Below are 17,162 nucleotides of genomic sequence, written 5' to 3' on the forward strand. Positions count from 1 at the left end.
TACGTCGCTTCGCGATTCCACTCTGGCCCGGGCATTCATGCATCCGGACGAAGCCGTGAACCGGGGCTGGGTGCGACCGTTCGGCTCCCGGGCCCAGAGAGGTCCATCCTGGTTGGAGTGATCGCATGTCCCGTCTTGCCGGCAAGGTTGCCATCATCACTGGAGGCGCCCGCGGCATGGGGGCCGCCACCGTCGAACTGTTTGTGCGCGAGGGCGCCAAAGTGGTCATCGCCGACCTGCTGGAAGCCGAAGGTCAGGCGCTCGCCGACCGCCTGGGTGACAACGCTCACTTTCTGCGTCACGACGTTACCGACCAGGCAAGCTGGCAGCAGGTACTCGCGACGGCGCAATCCCGTTTCGGTGGTATCGACGTGCTGGTGAACAACGCCGGGGTGTTGCTGTTCCAGACGCTGCAGACCACCGACAAGGCAGCCTTCGAGCGGGTTCTGAGCATCAATGTGACCGGTGCGTTTCTCGGTATGCAGGTGGTGGGCGGAGCGCTGCTGGCGCAGGGGCGCGGATCGATCGTCAACATCTCGTCGGTGGACGGCATGAAGGCGGCCAATGGTCTCGGCGCCTACTGCGCCAGCAAATGGGCGCTGCGCGGGCTCACCAAGGTAGCGGCCATGGAGTACGGCCACCGCGGAGTGCGTGTGAATTCGGTGCACCCGGGCGGGGTGGATACCGCCATGGGAAACCCCTACGGCGAGACACGCGAAGACGTCAACAAGCGCTACCAGATGGTGCCGATGCAGCGGGTCGGCGACCCGATGGAAGTAGCACGCACCTCGCTGTTCCTCGCCAGCGACGAGTCCAGCTATCTCTGCGGTGCCGAGATCACGGTCGACGGCGGCATGGTCTGCGGTCAGTACTACGTCGGGTTTCCCGGCGCGCCGGGGGTGGATTGATCAAGGTTGGCGCCGCGGCCAAGGGCCGCAGCCCGCCTTGGGCGTACGCTCGATCGATGTCCCGATCTGAACGCGTCAGCCCCACCGCCTATGCCACTGGCCACTTTTGGGTGCGCCACGGCCTCTCCGATGCCCGCCTGTCGACCCCGCAAGGCAGGCTGCTCGATGGCGGCTTCAGTGCCTTCACCCAGCTCACCCAACGTCTCGGCGGCGGTTCGCTGGAAGCCCTGATGCTGGCCCGCCATGCCGGCATCGACGCCCGCCTCGACCACGCTATCGAGACAGACGGCATCTCACAGGTGGTAGAGCTGGCAGCAGGTCTGTCCGGCCGCGGCCTGCGCTATCGGCAGCGCCACGGCGAGCGGCTGACCTATATCGAAACCGACCTGCCGCACATGGCCACGCTGAAGGCCGACCTGCTGGAACAGGACGGGCCGTTGCCCGCCCATCACCAGGTGCGCCCGGTGGACGCGCTTGCCGACACTGGACCGCGTTCACTGGCGGCCATAGCCGATACCCTCGATCCCGAGCGCGGTCTGGTGATCATTACCGAGGGTTTGATGAATTACCTGCCGCCGGCCGCGGCAGACCGGGCCTGGGCCCTGATCGCGCAGACGCTGGGCCGCTTCCGTGCGGGGGTGTATCTCTCGGATGTCTATCTGCTGGGCCACAACCGCAGCCTGGCCATGGCCGCTTTCGGCTTGATGCTGAGCAGCTTCGTGCGCGGGCGTCTGCATCTGCACCTGCACTCGACCGAACATGCCAAAAACCGGCTCACGGGCCTCGGCTTCGCCGAGGTCACCGTGTGGTCACCACGAGACTTACCGGGCGCGGAAGCCCACGCGGCACGTGCCGGTGGCGACCGGGTTCGGGTGCTGGAGGCGCGCAACGCGAGGCCGCAGGCACCTCGAAAACGCGCTACTTCTCGACGAACGCGCGCTCGATGACGTAGTCACCCGGCTGCCCGATATGTGGGGAGATCTCGAACCCTCGTGCATCCAGCAGGCCCGCCGTGTCGGCCAGCATGCTGGGGCTGCCGCAGATCATGGCGCGGTCGGTGGCCGGGTCCAGCGGCTCGATGTCGAGGTCGCGGAACAACTTGCCCTCAGTGATGAGGTCGGTCAGCCGGCCGCGGTTGCGGTAGGGCTCGCGGGTGACGGTCGGGTAGTAGCGCAACTTGCCCTGCAGCAGTGGCCCGAACAGTTCGTCCTCCGGCAGAGTGCGGCTGAGGTATTCCTCATAGGCCAGCTCGCTGATGCGGCGAACGCCATGCACCAGAATCACCTGCTCGAAGCGCTCGTACATCTCGGGCTCCTTCACCAGGCTGAGAAACGGCGCAAGGCCGGTGCCGGTGCTGAACAGGAACAGCCGCTTGCCCGGCTTGAGGTCATGCAGCAGCAGGGTGCCGGTGGGCTTGCGACTGACCAGAATCTCCTGCCCCGGCCGCACGTTCTGCAACAGTGAGGTGAGCGGGCCGTCCGGCACCTTGATGCTGAAGAATTCCAGATGCTCCTCGTGATTGGCACTGGCGATGCTGTAGGCACGCATCAACTTCTTGCCGCCCACTTCCAGCCCGATCATGACGAACTGACCATTTTCAAACCGCAACCCGGGGTCGCGGGTCGTGCGGAAGCTGAACAGGGAGTCGTTCCAGTGATGAACACTGAGGATGCGCTCGGTACCGATGGCCGCCATGGAGTCCTCTCAAGGAGATCGCTGCGCGGGGCCGGATTGCCCCGCGAGTCCTGGCAGTGTAGTCAGTTGAGAATGACTCTCAAAATGGTTTCAGGCGATATCTATATTCCGATAATCGTCTATTTGGCCCATTCATCATAGAAAGCTGGCATATCGGTCGAGGCGCGGCCGGCGTAGGCCGGATCGCGCTTTTCCAGAAACGACCGCACCCCTTCCTTGCCGTCGCCGATGCTGGTGTAGAACATCGCCAGCGAATCGATCCGGTGGGCTTCGATCGGATGCGGTTGCGCGGCGTTGCGGTACATCATCTGACGTGCCAGGGCGACGGCCACCGGTGACCGGTTGGCGACGAACTTGCGGGCCAGCGCGGTCGCCTCCGCCAGCAGCTGGTCGGGGGCCACCACGGCCTTCACCAAACCGCCCGCCTTAGCATCTTCCGCGCTGAGAATATCTGCGCCATAGACCCATTCCAACGCCTGGGAGATGCCGACGATGCGGGGCAGGAACCAGCTGGAGCACGCCTCGGGGACGATGCCGATCTTGCCGAAGACGAACCCGATGCGGGCTTTCTCCGACGCCAGCCGCACATCCATGGCGAGCGTCATGGTGGCACCGATGCCTACCGCCGCACCATTGATGGCCGCAATCACCGGCTTCTTGCAGTTGTAGATCGCCAAGGTGACGCGACCGCCGGTGTCGCGCACCCCGGCATGGATGGCGGGATCGTCCAGCCGCGCGTGCATGTCATCCAGCGTCGGCTGCTGCGATTCATCGAGTCCGAACACGTTGCCGGGCACGGAAAGGTCCATCCCGGCGCAGAAGGCCTTGCCACTGCCGGTGACGATGATGGCCCGCACCGCGTCGTCGTCGCTGGCACGAGTGAAGGCAGCCACCAGCTCGTTGGCCATCTCCACGGTGAAAGCGTTCATCTGCTCGGGACGGTTGAGCGTGAGGGTCAGAATGCCGTCCTGAACGGCATAGTCGAGCGTGTTGTAGGTCATGCGGTCTCCTTGTGAATGAACAGCTTAGGCGGTTTTCGCGGCCTCCGCTGATGACCCGGGCTTGCCAGTCCAGACGACGACGTTTACATTGAACGCTGTCACTATTCCCGAGGCCCGCCGCCATGCCCGCGAGCGCCCGCACCACCATCGAACCCACGCTGCACACGGTTGCCTCTGGCGACGTCACCCTGGCGCTGTACGCCTGGGGAAAGGTCCGCAAGGGCCAGGCGCCGATCATCCTCGTGCACGGCTACCCGGACTCGGCACGGGTGTGGCACGCCACCGCCGAGATCCTCGCCGTCAACCATCGGGTGTATGCCTACGATGTCCGCGGCGCTGGCCATTCCAGCCGGCCGACGAAAACCGCCGACTACACGCTCGACCACCTGATGGCCGATCTGGATGCGGTGATCGACGCCGTCAGCCCCGATCAGCCGGTCCACCTGGTGGGCCACGACTGGGGCTCGATCCAGTGCTGGGAAGGCGTGACGTCACCGACCCAGCAATCCCGGATCGCCACCTACACCAGTATCTCCGGTCCATCACTGGACCATGCGGGTGACTGGCTGCGCCGACGGCTGCGGCGGCCCCGCCAATGGTCACAGCTGGCGCGGCAGTTCGGGCACTCGTGGTACGCCATGTTGTTTCAGCTGCCCGGGCTGGCGCCGGCCGTCTGGCGATACGGCCTGGACCGACGTTGGCCCGGAATCGTGTCGCGCCTGGAGGGGATCGAGCCCGACGCCAGTCCGACCCAGGGCGAGGACGGCCGTTGGGGCATAGAGCTGTACCGCGCCAATTTTCCGGCACGACTGGCGCGGCCCCGGCCGCGGCCGACCGATGTCCCGGTGCAACTGATCGTGCCGACCCGAGACCCCTTCATGGTGCAAGAGATCTGGGATGACCTGCCGCACTGGGTGCCCAATCTGACTCGCCGTGAAATCGACGCCGGCCATTGGTTGCCGCTGACCGAACCGGCGTTTCTGGCCGACTGCATCGATACCTTCATCCTCACCCAGCCGGAGCCGGTGCAGACCCCCGTCGGACGTCGAAAGTCCCGTCGCAAGGAGACCGTTGCATGAGCCGACAGACCCGTAACCTGCCGCCGCTGGTGCCGCGCAAGGTGGCCTTCGACTGGTCGAAGACGCCGCTGGAATGGATTCCCGGCCAGCCCTTCGCCAGCCATTTCGTCAACGAGATCAACCTGCTGTTGCCCGCCGGCGAGTTCTGGTTCTGCCGCGTCTACAACCAGGCGCTGCCATTGGTCACCGATCCCAAACTGCGGGACGACGTGCGCGCGTTCATGCGTCAGGAGTCCATGCATGCCCGCGCCCATGCCAGCGCCATCGAGGATTACTTGCACGCCCGCGGCATCGAAACGCGAACCAACACCGAGCAGGAGGACCGACTGTTCGAAATCCTGCTCGCCGATCAGCCATTCGGGCGCAAACTGCCGAAATGGGCGGAGCGTCGCTGGCTGGTGTTCCGGCTCGGGGTGATTGCCGCGGTCGAGCACATGACCTGCGTGCTGGGCAACTACATCCTGCACAACGAAAGCTGGGAGGCAGCCGGCGCTGATCCCACCCTGCTCGACCTGCTGCGCTGGCACGGTGCCGAAGAAGTCGAGCACCGCTGCGTCGCCTTTGATCTGTATCGACACCTCGGTGGCGGCTATCCCTCGCGCTACTACCTCGCGGCCATCGCCATGCCGGCGGTCTTCGGCCTGTGGGTACATGGTGCCGCCCACCTGATGAAGCAGGATCCGCGCTTTGCCCGCCACAAGCCCAGCGTGTTCCGGCCCTGGATCTGGCGCGAATGGTTCCGCAACAGCCGCGAAGGTTGGCTGCCCTCTCCGCTGTGGATCGCGCTGCGTGAGCTCCCCTTCTTCAGTCCCTGGTATGACCCCGAGACCGAAGGCTCCACCGAGGAAGCGCTGGCCTACCTGGAACGCTCGCCCGGGGCGCTCGCCGCCGCCGCCTGATCGGCGTCCGCGGCGACGAAGGCAGCGCCATTGGGGATCGGCCCGCCGCGCGCCACACCAAGAAATTCCGGCACCTCGATGATGAGCGTGGCCAGCACGCCCAGGGCGGTCAGGGTCAGTGCCAGCCGGTCGGCGAGGAACGCCGTGTCGAGCACCATCAGGTAGGCCACCACCGTCAGCCCGCTGGCGACGAAACCACCGCTGGCCATCCAGAAAAACTGCCGACGATTGTTGCGATCGCTGTCCCAGCGGAATAGAAAGGCCTGGTTGATGCCGGGCGGCAGGATCACCGAGGCGCGGCTGATCAGGGCGCCGCACAGGTGTCCCCATTCGTGAATCAGATAGCCCGCCAGCGCCAGCAGCAGTGCCGCCAGTCCTGCGGACGGCCAGGCCCAGCCACTGTCGCTGAGTTGCTGGCTGCGGGCCCACAGCAGCGTGGCAACCGCCAGCGCGATCAGCGCCGCGTCGCGGGCCATCACATGCAGTGGAACGCGTTGTCGCAGAGCATCGAACATTCGGGCAGACCCTCAGAGCAGTGAACGGTGTGTGAGTTGCTCGCAGAGCTGCCACAGCCGTGCACAGCGGGCGGCATCTTCGGCGGATGGCGACAGCGGCACCCGGGTCGGCGCACCGCCCATCTCGCCGATGCCGTCGGGGCCCCAGAAATCGCCACCGCGGACATCCGCCCCCACGGCCGCCTGCAGCAGGCAGCGGGCACCGGCATCAGCGGTCTGTCCGAACACCCGCATGGCGATCCAGAAGGCGACGTCGGTGAGATGGTCGGCAAGACTGCGCCGCGGTTGTCCGACGCGGCTGTTGCCGATACCGGTCCGGGCAATGCCCGGATGCGCCGCCACCGACACCAGCTTCGGGCAGCTTGAGCGGCTGCGGCGGTGACCTTCCATCGCCAGCATCAGGCAGGCCAGCTTGGCCTGGTTGTAGGCACGTTGCGGCGCATAAGCGCGGGTGGCCTGCAGGTCGTCGAAGTCGATGGTCGCACGCCGGTGGACCAGGCTGGAGGTCCACACCACACGGGGCGCTGCGCTGGCCGACAGCGACGGCCACAGGTCCGCCATCAGCGCGAAATGGCCGAGGACATTGACGCCGAACTTCAGCTCGAAGCCATCGGCCGTCTCCGCCCGCTGCAGCGGCGGCAACAGCCCGGCATTGGCCACCAGCAGATCGATCACCGGCCATTCGGCACGCCAGGCGGCCGCCTGTTCGGCAATGGCGGCCAGCGAACCGAGGTCGAGCGGGCGAAACGTCAGCCGGGCTTGCGGATACTCGGCGGCCAGCGCGGCGCAGGCCGCTTCACCGCCGGCGATATTGCGATCGCTCATCACGACGGTGGCCCCCAGCGCCGCAAGCCCCCGCGCGGTTTCCAGGCCGAGGCCGCTGGCGGCGCCGGTGATGAGGGCGGTGGGGGTCATCGAGGTGCGCCCCCGTGGCGTCGGTCTAGCCGCGCTGTCTCAGATGACTGCATTGTCGCGGACCAGGGGTGAGCGCTTGTGCGCGGTCGGACACGGACTAACGGGTTTGTCATCACGGGTTTCGCCCTGCTGGGCGAGGCACCTTTCTTTGCTTGTGCAAAGAAGCCCCCGCACGACTCGGAGCGTGCGAAGCACGTTGGAGCGGGAGTGCGGGTGTGCGGCTGCATCTCGCTTGGGCACGGGGGGCGGCGTCTGCCCCCGCACCCATGCTTCGCAACACCGTGGGGCAGCCGCCCCCAAAGAAAGCACGCCCCGAGGCGTGGACTGCGGATACATCGTGGTGCTGGCCATCCTGGCGAGCCGTCGGTGCACGAGCCAACCCCAGCCCGGACGTCCATGTCCGGCCGTTCACCCCGTCAGCGAGCGATGCTCGCAAAGCGACGGGGTTCACCCTGCGCTGCTCACGTGCTCGGGGTCGGTCTGAGACGACATCCTTGTCGTCGCATCCCTCAGCCGGACATCGTGTCCGGCTGACCCCTGTGCGCGCTGCGCTGCTCGGTCCACGCCAAGGGGCCCCAGAAGCAAAAAGCGTCCCGGTCCGGTCGCTGTGGCTTTTCGTCCCGTTAGAGGGCGCCGGACGGTCTGACGAGCGCAGGGGAGAGCGGGACACGATGTCCCGCTCAGGGCCAGCGCGGCAGGAGCCGCTTTGGCCCGGCCCCGAGCACGGCAGAGCGGCCGGGGACCGGCGAAGCCGGCGCCCTCTCCGGGTGCCCTTTCTTTTCGTCTCTTTTCTTTGGGCACGCAAAGAAAAGGGACCCGCCCAGCAGGGCGGAACCGCTGCAACCGAAATACGAAAGCGTGTCGACGAAGTGGCGTCCACTGAGCGGCGCTGGTGATGAGCGTGGCGGGCGGGGTCACAGCGCCGCCGGCACCTGATTCAACCCCACATCCGGCGCCGGTCCCAACACACAGTGTGTTCCGGCGGCGGTATACATGCTGGTGACGCACTGGTTGCAGGCAGTGCAGCCGGACACGGTGGTGCGGCCATCGCGGAACTGGTTGACCAGGTCGGGCGCGTGGATCAGCGCGCGACCCATCACCACCGCATCGAAACCGTCTGCCATCACCTGTCGCACGCCCGCCAATGACTTGGCGCCACCGAGATAGGCTAGGGGCATTTGCACCGCCTCGCGGATCTGGCGCGAGTGTTCATGCAGGTAGAGCTCGCGGAACGCGACCTTCGGTTCCCACAGGCGCGATAGCCTTACCGCCACCCGCATCAGCGGATTGTCGATGCTGTCGGTGACGGCGCTGGCCGGCATGTTGCTGCCGAAAATCGCCCATGGCGCTTCGACGTTCATGCCGCCGGACAGCACCAACAGATGGGCACCTGCGGCTTCGAGCCGACGTGCGGTTTCCTGCACGTCTTCAATCGAGGCGCCACGTTTGTGACCTTCGGTAACGCTGAGCTTGCAGACGACGGCAAGATCTCGGCCGACCGCCTCCAGCACTCGCGACAGCACTTCGACAGGGAAGCGGGCACGGCGGGCGGCATCGCCACCATAGTCGTCGCGACGACGGTTATAGGCCGGCGCCAGAAACTGGCTGAGCAGGTAGCCATGTCCCATGTGCAGTTCGACCGCGTCGAAGCCGGCCGATCGGGCGCGACGGGCGGCGGCGACGAAGGCTTCGGCCACCGCGTCCATGTCGGTCCGGTTCATCTCCGTCTTGCGCCAGCGGCCCACCATCAGGCCCGGCGGGTTGAAGCCGCCGGAGGCACTCAGCGGATATTTCGTCGCCAACTGCGGCAGAAAGGTGAAGGCGCCGCCGTGGGTCAACTGGGCACTGGCGGCGCCCCCTTCACGGTGCACGGCTTCGGTGAGCACGCGCAGGTGCGGCTGGCTGGCGCCGTCCATCAACACCTGGTCTTCGAAGGTGCGGCCATCGGCGGTCACCGCACAGTAGGCGACCGTGGTCAGCGCGGCGCCGCCGGCGGCCATGCTGCGATGGTGTTCAACCAATGCCTTCGAGGGCACGCCGCCCTTGGCCATGCCCTCGTTGGTAGCCGATTTGATGAAGCGGTTGCGCAGGGCCAGCGGCCCCAGTTGCCAGGGCGCGAAGGCGTCCTGAGTCGACACCGTCACGCCCGGCCCCGCTGCAGGAAGGCGGCCAGCCGGCTGGCAAACAATGGCGTGCCGGCATTGCGCAGGAAGATCTCGCGTTCGCGATCGAGCTGGGCTTTCAGGGCACCGGCATCGGCGCCGTTGAGCAGGTGCTTGAAGCCCTGCAGGACCTGCACCGGATGGCGCGCCAGGCGCGCAGCGTAGGCGCGTCCGGTAGACACCAGATCGGCAGCGGCAGCGACCTCCAGCACCAAACCAAGCGACTGCGCTTCGGCGGCGCTGATGTGATCGCGGGCGAGCAGCAGGTCGAAGGCCCGCATGGCGCCGACGCGCTGCGGCAGGAAGTGACTGAGGCCACCGTCGGAGGTGGTGGCGAGGCCCGGGTAGCCTGGGACGAAGCGGCTGTTGTCGGCCGCCAGCACGATGTCGGCGCTCATCGCCAGCGAAAACCCGGCGCCGGCGGCGGCACCGTTGACCAACGCAATGACCGGCTGTGGCAGCGCCCGCAGGCCAACGACCGCCTCGTGAACGGCATCGATGATGGCGGACAACAGGCGCTCGCGGTCGGGGCCGGCGCCAGCCTCGTGCATGGCGTGAATATCACCACCGACGCAGAACAGCTTGCCTTCGGACCCAAGCAGAATGACGCGGCTGTCGGGGTCGCGGGCAAGCTCCTGCACGGCATTGCGCAAGGCCTCGGCAGCCGCCAGATCCAGCGCCGGGGCGCCACCGGCCGGCCCCAGCCAGAGATGGGTGACGCCGTCGTCCAGCCGTTCGATACGGATACTCATCGGTCTTATCCGAGAAACGCCTGGCCACCATCGGCGGCGATGCTCTGGCCGTTGACGTAGCGGCAGTCATCGCCGCACAGCGCCACCACCAACCGGCCGATGTCCTGCTCGCAGTCCCCAACCCGCTGCTGCGGCACGGTGGCGATGAAGGCAGCGGATTCCTCGGGGCGCTCGCGCGTCCACCAATCCATGGCGGGGGAGTTGGCCAACGGCAGCAGACAGTTGGTGCGAATGCCGTCCTTGCCCCACTCGCAGGCGGCGGCGCGGGTGAGCTGGCGGATTGCTTCCTTCACCGCGCCGTAGGCCCCGTAGCCGCTCATGTCCCAGCGCTTGGCAGCGGGTGAACCGAGGTTGATGATGCAGCCATCGCCCTTGAGGTGGGGATAGCACTGTTTCATCAGCCGGAACGTCGCCAGCGGGCCGGATTCCCAGCCGGCTGTGAAGGCCTCGTCGCTGACCTGTTCGAGCGTGCCGAGCGGGACCTCCTGGGCATTGTTGACGAGAATCTGCAAGCCGCCGAGTTCACGCACCACGGTATCGACACAGGTGCTGATGGCGGTCGCGTCCTTCACCTCCAAGGCAACCGCCAGCGCCCGTCCGCCGCGGGCCTCGATCAGTTTCACGGTGGCGTCGAGCTTGGCGCGGGTGCGCCCGGTGACCGCCACTGCCACCCCCTCGGACGCCAGTGCCAGCGCGATCCCCTGTCCTACGCCTTGCCCGGCGCCGGTTACCAGCGCCACCTTGCCGTTCAGCCCTGCCATCGGGTTCTCCCCCCTTGTTCGAGCCCGCAGTGTGCGAGTGCAAAACGCCGCTTTCCTAACCCGGGTGGGGTAGATCGGACGGGCTCCGGGCGGGAAACCCACTACACTGGGGCGCCCATTGCAATGGAGGCCTCATGGCCAAGCCCAATTACAACTTCGAGAAACGACAGCGGGAACTGAAGAAGAACAAGAAGCAGGAAGAAAAGCGGCAGAAGAAGCTGGCCCGCAGCGGCGGCACCGAAGAATCGAACGAACAGGACAAGACCCCGTGAGCAAAGGCATGGATCGCAAGAAGGAAACCAAGAAGAAGCCGGCGCTGAGCCTGCTGGAAAAGCGCGCTGCCAAGGCAGAAAAAGCCAAGAAGCGGTAGGCGTCCAGTCGCATGCGTATTCCGAACGGGCTGCAGCCGCTGGTTGACGAGGGCATCGTCGACGAGGTGCTGCGCCAGCTCAAGAGCGGCAAGGAGGCCTCGGTGTTCATCGTCACCAGTGGCGGCCACACCCGCTGCGCCAAGGTCTACAAGGCGGCGGAACAGCGCGGCTTTCATCGACTGGCGGAATACCAGGAGGGGCGCAAAGCCCGCGGCAGCCGTGATGCCCGTGCCATGGGCCGGCGCGGCCGCCACGGCCGCAAGGTGCAGGAGGCCGAGTGGAAAAATGCCGAGATCGACGCGCTCTACCGCCTCGCCGCTGCCGGCGTCCGGGTACCGCAACCGCAGGGCGTCTATGACGGCGTACTGCTGATGGAACTGGTGCTGGACGCCGACGGCCGCACCGCACCGCAGCTGCATGCGGTCGACATGACCGCCGAGCAGGCCCGCGAGGCCTTCCGCTTCATGATCGGCCAGATCGTGCGCATGCTCTGTGCCGGCCTGATTCACGGCGACCTGTCGGAATACAACGTGCTGGTCGACGCCGACGGCCCGGTCATCATCGACCTGCCGCAGGCGGTGGATGCCGCCGGCAACAACAACGCCTTCCGCATGCTGGAACGCGACGTCAACAACATGCGCACGGTGTTCGCCCGCTTCGCCCCCGAGCTGGTCGACACCGACTACGCGCATGAAATGTGGGCGCATTACCAGGCCAGCACGCTGACGCCGGACACGCCATTGACCGGCCAGTTCGTTCATGACGACACCGCTGCCGATGTCGACGCGGTGCTCGATCAGATCGAGGAAGCGCGACTGGAAGCCGAAGCCCGGGAACGCGGACGGCTGGCGGCCGAAGCGGCGGCGGCCGCCCGCGACTGACCGATGATCCGCGACATCCTGCGCTACGGCGACCCCCGGCTGCTGGCCATGTCGCAGCCCGTCGCAGCCTTCGACACGCCGGCGCTGCACGCGCTGATTGACGATTTGCGCGACACCATGATCGCCGCCAACGGTGCCGGACTGGCCGCGCCCCAGATCGGCGTGCCGCTGCGGGTGGTCATCTTCGGTTTCGACCACAACCCGCGCTATCCCGATGCCGAGGCGGTGCCCTACACGGTGCTGTGCAACCCGACGCTGACGCCGCTCAGTGATGCCGAGGATCTCGACTGGGAAGGCTGCCTCAGTGTCCCCGGCATGCGCGGTCTGGTGCCGCGGCACACGCATCTGCGCTACACCGGTTTCGATGCCGGCGGCCAGGCCATCGACCGCAGCGTGAGCGGCTTTCATGCCCGCGTGGTGCAACACGAGTGCGACCATCTCGACGGACTGCTCTACCCGATGCGGATTCGCGACCTGCGCCAGTTCGGCTTCGCCGACGCGCTGTTCCCGGGCCAGACCCTGGCCGACGACTGAGCGGCAGTTGAGCCCGGCGCCGCCTGCGGCTAAGGTCAGACCTGACCCCGCATCCGATGCCCCATGGTTCGCCCCCGAAGCTTCGCGCTGTACTGCGCCCTGATCGTGTCGGCCTGCGGTGGCGACGAAACTGCCGCCCCCCATGGACTGGACGCGCGCGAGGCACCGGTTTCGGTGGCCTTCACTGCCAACACCGGCGCCGATGCCGACGTCGCGGTGGTCAACGCCTACCCGCAGTTGCAGTTCGACCGCCCGGTGGACTTTGCCGAAGTGCCGGGCAGCAATCACGCGGTGGTGGTGGAACACCCCGGCCGCATCCGGGTGTTCGCCCGCGACAGCACCACCATCCACACGGACCTGTTCGCCGATCTCAGCGACCGCGTGCGTTTCGACAACAACGAGCAGGGGCTGGTGCGTATCGCCTTCGACCCGGACTACGCCAACACCGGCCGGCTCTACCTCGCCTATGCCGGTCGGCAGGCCGACGACCCGGCGCGCTGCGCACCGCTGTGTTCGGTGCTGTCGCGGTTCACGCACGTCCCCGGCAACCCGCTGCTGCTGGACCCGGCCAGCGAAACCCGGCTGATCGTGCTGCCGCAGCCGGGCGAAGGTCACAACATCGGCAACCTGCTGTTCGGCGCGGATGGTTATCTCTACGTCGGTGTCGGCGACGGCGGCTTCTCGTTCACCCCCTACGTCAACGCCCAGGATCGCACCACCCTCTACGGTAGCGTGCTGCGGCTGGACGTCGCCGGCGACGGTGCCTACGCGGTGCCGCCCGACAACCCCTTTGTCGGCGTCGGCAACGAGGTCGCCGGCGTGGTCGGCGCCGGCCAGCCAGTGCGTGAGGAGATCTGGGCGTTCGGCCTGCGCAATCCGCACCGCTTCAGTATCGACCCGGTCACCGGCACGATGTGGCTGGCCGACGTCGGCCAGTCGGCACGCGAGGAGGTGAACCGGATCACCCCCGGTGGCAACTACGGGTGGCCGGCCTACGAGGGCGAGATTTCGCAGGGGCGCAGCGACATCGGCCGCGACGACAGCGCCTACCGTGCGCCGGTGCTGACCTATCCGCGCAGCGATGGCAGTTCAATCACTGGCGGACTGGTCTATCGCGGCAACCAGTTGCCACAATTGCGGGGGCGCTACCTGTTCACCGACTACGTCAGCGGCACGCTGTGGTCACTGGACCCGGCGACGGGTTCTACCCCGTAACCACGGACGGTTTGGAAAGAGCTGAAAACTTCTGATCCTGCTTGGCGACTCTACGCCGCATTCTCGGGTTGTGGAATCGCTCGATGTAGTCGAACACATCCGCCTTGGCGACATCGAGCGTCGGATACTTCACACGGTGCGTGCGCTCCCGCTTGAGCATGCCGAAGAAGCCCTCGCAGGCAGCGTTGTCTCCGCAATGGCCAACGGCACTCATTGAGCACAGCAGCGTGTTCCTGGTCAGATAGCGTTGATAGTCACTGCTGCGGAATTGGCTGCCGCGATCCGAATGTAGGATCACTGACCATCCGCCCTGACGTTGCCAGATCGCCATTTCGACGGCCCGGATCACCATCTGACGGTCCTGCCGGTGATGCATCGACCACCCGATCACGAGCTTGCTGAACAGGTCGAGGACGACGCATAGATACAGCTTGCCCTCGTCGGTTTTGATCTCGGTGATGTCGGTCACCCACTTGGTCTCGGGCTCCAAAGCATTGAAATCCCGCTCCAGCAGATTGCGCACGCCAGGTGGCGGCAGCCCCGGCTGACCGCGCGGGCCGCGCCGTTTCCTGCGCGGCCAGCCCTGCACGCCGTGCAGCGCCATCAGGCGAGCCACGCGATTGACGCTGGCAGTCTCACCTTCTTCGGCAAGATCCTCCTGCATGCGAGGCGCACCCAGAACGCCACGGCTGTCTTCGTGAAGCTCACGGATGCGTGCAAGCAGTCGATCGTTGTCGACCTGACGTGCGCTGGGCTGGCGCGTACTCCAGCCGTAATAACCGCTCGGCGACACCCGCAGGCAGCGGCACATCAGGCGAACAGGGAAATCATCGCGGCAACGCTCGATCGCCTGATATCTCAGGACGACCCCTTGGCAAAGAACGTCGCCGCTTCGCGTAAAAAATCCCGCTCCTTCTTCACCCGGGCAAGCTCGCGTTTGAGCCGCGCCAGCTCCTCATCGCGGGCGGTGCCCGTGCCACCAAAGGCGACTTGCCCTTGGCCCTCAATCTCGCGCTTCCAGCGGGTTAGCAGGCTGTCCCGGATGCCCAACTCCCGGGCGACCTGCGCGCAACTCACACCCGGCTGGCGGCACTGCTCAACAGCCCCGCGCTTGAACTCCGGGCTGAACTTCCTTCGCTTCGACATGAACACTCCTTTTGGCCATTGTCGGCCTTCTCGAAAGTGTCCGTGCTATCGGGGTAGAACCCGCTGAGTGCCAGAAGGAGAGATCGATCACATTGTAGGTTGGGGTGAGCGCAGCGAACCCCAACGGGGACTTCTCACAAACCGACGTTGGGGTTCGCTGCGCTCACCCCAACCTACGACACGGCGCCTCGATTCCAGTTCGACTGTCTGGTTCGGGCTGGACGGCGCCCTTCTGCTTAGATCCGTGAAGGTCAGCTTCCATCCTTCTCTACCCACGATAAGGGCAGAGAATCGGAAGTTCCCTTCAACACGCTCTTGTTCGGGGCAGGCTGCCGGCTCGCATCACTCTGCGTCCGCTTGATTCGCCGGATGCGCATCTTGGAAAGCCCTCAGAGAATTGCAGGCCTGCGCGATGCACCGCAGCGTCGGATAGGCTTCCAGTGACATCCCGAAGCGCTCTGCATTGAACAGTTGTGGCACCAGGCAACAATCCGCCAGGGTTGGTCGGTCGCCGAAGCAGAACGCACCGCGGCGCGGCGAAGTGGCCAGCCCGATCTCTAGCGCTTCCAAGCCGAGATCGATCCAGTGGCGTATCCAAGTCTGCTTCTGCTCCTCCGACAGACCCATCGGTCCGGTCAAGTACTTCAGGACGCGCAGATTGTTCAGCGGGTGAATGTCGCAGGCAACGGCCAGCGCGATCTGTCGGACCCAGGCGCGGTCGGCGGCAGCGGCTGGCAGCAATGACGGTTCTGGATGGCGCTCATCGAGGTACTCGATGATTGCCAACGACTGGGCAATGCGTTCGCCACCGTCCTCGAGCACCGGCAGCAGCGCCGCGGGGTTAGTGGCACGAAACTGCACCCGGAACTGCTCGCCCCCATCTCGCGTCAGATGCACTGGCAGGTGTTTGGCCTGCAGGCCTTTGAGGTTCAGCGCGATGCGGACACGGTAGGAGGCGGAACTGCGGTAGTAGGTGTGGAGTTTCATAGAGGCAGGGTTCGGGGAACGTAGTCAGGATCCCGGGCACGCAGCCGCGCCAGGCCGATGATCGCCGCGGCCGTGATCAGCGCGGGGATCGCGCAAGCCAGCACCAGTTGGTCCGCGGACCATCCCCAGCCCAGCAGCACGCCACCAAGCAGCGGACCGGTGACGGAGCCTGTGCGGCCAATGCCCAGCGCCCAGCCGACACCGGTCGCGCGGATCGCGGTCGGATAGGCTTCGGCAGCCAAGGCGTTGAGGCAGAATTGCGCGCCGACCACGCCCGCGCCGGCCAGGAAGATCGCCGGCAGTGTCAACCGTGGTAGCGCGGTCACGTTGGCCAGCGCAGCCACGATGCCGGCGACCAGCACGAAGGTCGTTCCCAGCGTCCGGTATGGCCCATAGCGCCGCACCATGCCGGCCAACAGAATGCCACCGCCGATCCCGCCCAAGTTGAGCAACGACGACGCCAAAATCGCCAAGCTAAGCGAGTAGCCGGCCAGCGTCAGCAGCGTCGGTAGCCAGTTGACCATGAAGTACATGACCAGCAGGTTCATGAAGAACGCGATCCACAACAGCACCGTGACCTTCGTGCGCGGTCCGCGGAACAATTCCCGCACCGGAAATCCCGGCTCTGGCGGTTCGCCGGCGGTGACGCCCTGCAGGTCATGATGTCTGCCTGGGTCCAGCCGTTCCAGCACGCGCTGGAGTTCGTGGCTACGCGCGCGCCGCAAAAGCAGGAACCCGGGTGACTCCGGCAAGCGCCAGGCCAGCACCAGCGCCAGCAGCAGGGGTACAGCACCACCCAGCACGAAAAGCGCCGGCCAGCCCTGGCTTGGAATCCACAGCGCGCTAAGCACGCCACCGAGGATTGAGCCCAGCGGGAAGCCGCAGAACATCAGCGTCACCAGCATGGTGCGCAGTCGCGCCGGAGCATACTCGGAAGTCAGCGCGATCAGGTTGGGCATCGCGCTGCCCAGGCCCAGCCCGGTCAACAGGCGCAAGGCCAGCAATTGGCCGGGTGTCTGCGCCCAGGCCGTCGTCAGTGCGAACGCGCCGAACAGCAAGGTCGAAACCACGATCGTCCACTTGCGCCCCCAACGGTCGGCCAGCGGCCCGCCGATCAGAGCGCCGGCCATCAGGCCCAACAGCCCGGCGCCGAACACCGGCCCCAACGCCGACGGCGCCATACCCCATTGCTCGGCAATCGCGGGCGCGACGTAGGCGATGACCTGGGTATCGAAGCCGTCGAGCAGGGCCACCAGAGCGCACAGCGTCGCAACCTCGAACTGCAGGCGTCCCAGCGGGCGTGAGTCGATCAGCTCGGTGATCCGGAGCGCACCGGTCATG

At 66.3% G+C, this 17,162-nt stretch carries 18 protein-coding genes; 8 read left to right on the plus strand and 10 right to left on the minus strand.

Annotation, left to right across the window (positions count from 1 at the left end):
* The first annotated feature begins 125 nt into the window (after nt 1-125).
* On the plus strand, nt 126-908 hold the full coding sequence (locus JN531_RS05490; RefSeq protein ID WP_228347856.1) for an SDR family NAD(P)-dependent oxidoreductase: 783 nt from the start codon (nt 126-128) through the stop codon (nt 906-908).
* A gap of 56 nt (nt 909-964) precedes the next feature.
* Entirely contained in the window at nt 965-1,855 is an 891-nt protein-coding gene (locus JN531_RS05495; protein ID WP_228347857.1) for a class I SAM-dependent methyltransferase, read from the plus strand.
* Here the strand turns inward: JN531_RS05495 and JN531_RS05500 are convergent.
* Both JN531_RS05500 and JN531_RS05505 read right to left on the minus strand, forming a co-directional pair.
* On the minus strand, nt 1,827-2,603 hold the full coding sequence (locus JN531_RS05500) for a ferredoxin--NADP reductase (protein ID WP_228347858.1): 777 nt from the start codon (nt 2,601-2,603) through the stop codon (nt 1,827-1,829). The genes JN531_RS05495 and JN531_RS05500 overlap by 29 nt on opposite strands.
* 119 nt (nt 2,604-2,722) lie before the next feature.
* On the minus strand, nt 2,723-3,604 hold the full coding sequence (locus JN531_RS05505) for a crotonase/enoyl-CoA hydratase family protein (protein ID WP_228347859.1): 882 nt from the start codon (nt 3,602-3,604) through the stop codon (nt 2,723-2,725).
* 122 nt (nt 3,605-3,726) lie between these two features.
* Here JN531_RS05505 and JN531_RS05510 point away from each other — a divergent pair, with 122 nt between their 5' ends.
* Nucleotides 3,727-4,683, plus strand: a complete 957-nt coding sequence (locus JN531_RS05510; protein ID WP_228347860.1) for an alpha/beta fold hydrolase — start codon at nt 3,727-3,729, stop codon at nt 4,681-4,683.
* On the plus strand, nt 4,680-5,582 hold the full coding sequence (locus JN531_RS05515; protein WP_228347861.1) for a metal-dependent hydrolase: 903 nt from the start codon (nt 4,680-4,682) through the stop codon (nt 5,580-5,582). Before JN531_RS05510 ends, JN531_RS05515 begins: the two co-directional genes overlap by 4 nt.
* On the opposite strand, the gene JN531_RS05520 is transcribed toward JN531_RS05515, so the two are convergent.
* The 5 genes from JN531_RS05520 to JN531_RS05540 all read right to left on the minus strand — a co-directional run bounded on the left by JN531_RS05520 (nt 5,540) and on the right by JN531_RS05540 (nt 10,687).
* Nucleotides 5,540-6,097: a hypothetical protein gene (locus tag JN531_RS05520; RefSeq protein WP_228347862.1), complete on the minus strand. Its 558-nt coding sequence runs from the start codon at nt 6,095-6,097 to the stop codon at nt 5,540-5,542. The two genes, JN531_RS05515 and JN531_RS05520, sit on opposite strands and share 43 nt — an antisense overlap.
* A 12-nt stretch (nt 6,098-6,109) precedes the next feature.
* Nucleotides 6,110-7,012, minus strand: coding sequence for an SDR family NAD(P)-dependent oxidoreductase (locus JN531_RS05525; RefSeq protein WP_228347863.1), 903 nt, complete (start codon nt 7,010-7,012; stop codon nt 6,110-6,112).
* A 914-nt stretch (nt 7,013-7,926) separates the two neighbouring features.
* The gene (locus JN531_RS05530) at nt 7,927-9,156 is read right to left on the minus strand and encodes an NADH:flavin oxidoreductase (protein WP_228347864.1); all 1,230 of its coding nucleotides are present in this window, start codon (nt 9,154-9,156) and stop codon (nt 7,927-7,929) included.
* A complete protein-coding gene (locus JN531_RS05535) occupies nt 9,153-9,926 on the minus strand; it encodes an enoyl-CoA hydratase/isomerase family protein (RefSeq protein ID WP_228347865.1) in 774 nt (257 codons plus the stop codon). The genes JN531_RS05530 and JN531_RS05535 overlap by 4 nt, the downstream gene beginning before the upstream one ends.
* Before the next feature lie 5 nt (nt 9,927-9,931).
* Nucleotides 9,932-10,687 (minus strand): SDR family NAD(P)-dependent oxidoreductase, encoded by a 756-nt coding sequence (locus tag JN531_RS05540; protein ID WP_228347866.1) that lies wholly within the window; start codon nt 10,685-10,687, stop codon nt 9,932-9,934.
* Between the two features lie 134 nt (nt 10,688-10,821).
* On the opposite strand from JN531_RS05540, the gene JN531_RS05545 reads away from it, so the two are divergent.
* The 4 genes from JN531_RS05545 (at nt 10,822) to JN531_RS05560 (ending at nt 13,688) form a co-directional block, all read left to right on the plus strand.
* Complete coding sequence (locus JN531_RS05545; protein WP_228347867.1) at nt 10,822-10,959, plus strand: hypothetical protein; 138 nt, start codon at nt 10,822-10,824, stop codon at nt 10,957-10,959.
* A 110-nt stretch (nt 10,960-11,069) separates the two neighbouring features.
* On the plus strand, nt 11,070-11,939 hold the full coding sequence (locus JN531_RS05550; RefSeq protein ID WP_228347868.1) for a PA4780 family RIO1-like protein kinase: 870 nt from the start codon (nt 11,070-11,072) through the stop codon (nt 11,937-11,939).
* Nucleotides 11,940-11,942: 3 nt separating this feature from the next.
* Entirely contained in the window at nt 11,943-12,473 is a 531-nt protein-coding gene (gene def / locus JN531_RS05555) for a peptide deformylase (RefSeq protein WP_228347869.1), read from the plus strand.
* Nucleotides 12,474-12,536: 63 nt separating this feature from the next.
* Entirely contained in the window at nt 12,537-13,688 is a 1,152-nt protein-coding gene (locus JN531_RS05560) for a PQQ-dependent sugar dehydrogenase (protein ID WP_228347870.1), read from the plus strand.
* Here the strand turns inward: JN531_RS05560 and JN531_RS05565 are convergent.
* The 3 genes from JN531_RS05565 to JN531_RS05575 all read right to left on the minus strand — a co-directional run bounded on the left by JN531_RS05565 (nt 13,678) and on the right by JN531_RS05575 (nt 17,161).
* A protein-coding gene (locus JN531_RS05565; RefSeq protein WP_228347778.1) for an IS3 family transposase occupies nt 13,678-14,834 on the minus strand; the annotation gives its coding sequence in 2 pieces (ribosomal slippage) (nt 13,678-14,594 and nt 14,594-14,834; 1,158 coding nt in all). The two genes, JN531_RS05560 and JN531_RS05565, sit on opposite strands and share 11 nt — an antisense overlap.
* A gap of 342 nt (nt 14,835-15,176) precedes the next feature.
* Nucleotides 15,177-15,821: a maleylacetoacetate isomerase gene (gene maiA, locus JN531_RS05570; protein ID WP_228347871.1), complete on the minus strand. Its 645-nt coding sequence runs from the start codon at nt 15,819-15,821 to the stop codon at nt 15,177-15,179.
* Nucleotides 15,818-17,161: an MFS transporter gene (locus JN531_RS05575; protein ID WP_228347872.1), complete on the minus strand. Its 1,344-nt coding sequence runs from the start codon at nt 17,159-17,161 to the stop codon at nt 15,818-15,820. Before JN531_RS05575 ends, maiA begins: the two co-directional genes overlap by 4 nt.
* Nucleotide 17,162: the final 1 nt, after the last annotated feature.

The organism is Flagellatimonas centrodinii (assembly GCF_016918765.2).
Taxonomy (GTDB): domain Bacteria; phylum Pseudomonadota; class Gammaproteobacteria; order Nevskiales; family Nevskiaceae; genus Polycyclovorans; species Polycyclovorans centrodinii.

Coding starts and splice junctions, on each gene's coding strand:
- JN531_RS05525 (WP_228347863.1), bottom strand. CDS start 7,012: ATGACCCCCACCGCCCTCATCACCGGCGCCGCCAGCGGCCTCGGCCTG.
- maiA (WP_228347871.1), bottom strand. CDS start 15,821: ATGAAACTCCACACCTACTACCGCAGTTCCGCCTCCTACCGTGTCCGC.
- JN531_RS05535 (WP_228347865.1), bottom strand. CDS start 9,926: ATGAGTATCCGTATCGAACGGCTGGACGACGGCGTCACCCATCTCTGG.
- JN531_RS05495 (WP_228347857.1), top strand. CDS start 965: ATGTCCCGATCTGAACGCGTCAGCCCCACCGCCTATGCCACTGGCCAC.
- JN531_RS05550 (WP_228347868.1), top strand. CDS start 11,070: ATGCGTATTCCGAACGGGCTGCAGCCGCTGGTTGACGAGGGCATCGTC.
- JN531_RS05540 (WP_228347866.1), bottom strand. CDS start 10,687: ATGGCAGGGCTGAACGGCAAGGTGGCGCTGGTAACCGGCGCCGGGCAA.
- JN531_RS05545 (WP_228347867.1), top strand. CDS start 10,822: ATGGCCAAGCCCAATTACAACTTCGAGAAACGACAGCGGGAACTGAAG.
- JN531_RS05490 (WP_228347856.1), top strand. CDS start 126: ATGTCCCGTCTTGCCGGCAAGGTTGCCATCATCACTGGAGGCGCCCGC.
- JN531_RS05520 (WP_228347862.1), bottom strand. CDS start 6,097: ATGTTCGATGCTCTGCGACAACGCGTTCCACTGCATGTGATGGCCCGC.
- def (WP_228347869.1), top strand. CDS start 11,943: ATGATCCGCGACATCCTGCGCTACGGCGACCCCCGGCTGCTGGCCATG.
- JN531_RS05500 (WP_228347858.1), bottom strand. CDS start 2,603: ATGGCGGCCATCGGTACCGAGCGCATCCTCAGTGTTCATCACTGGAAC.
- JN531_RS05560 (WP_228347870.1), top strand. CDS start 12,537: ATGGTTCGCCCCCGAAGCTTCGCGCTGTACTGCGCCCTGATCGTGTCG.
- JN531_RS05505 (WP_228347859.1), bottom strand. CDS start 3,604: ATGACCTACAACACGCTCGACTATGCCGTTCAGGACGGCATTCTGACC.
- JN531_RS05515 (WP_228347861.1), top strand. CDS start 4,680: ATGAGCCGACAGACCCGTAACCTGCCGCCGCTGGTGCCGCGCAAGGTG.
- JN531_RS05575 (WP_228347872.1), bottom strand. CDS start 17,161: ATGACCGGTGCGCTCCGGATCACCGAGCTGATCGACTCACGCCCGCTG.
- JN531_RS05510 (WP_228347860.1), top strand. CDS start 3,727: ATGCCCGCGAGCGCCCGCACCACCATCGAACCCACGCTGCACACGGTT.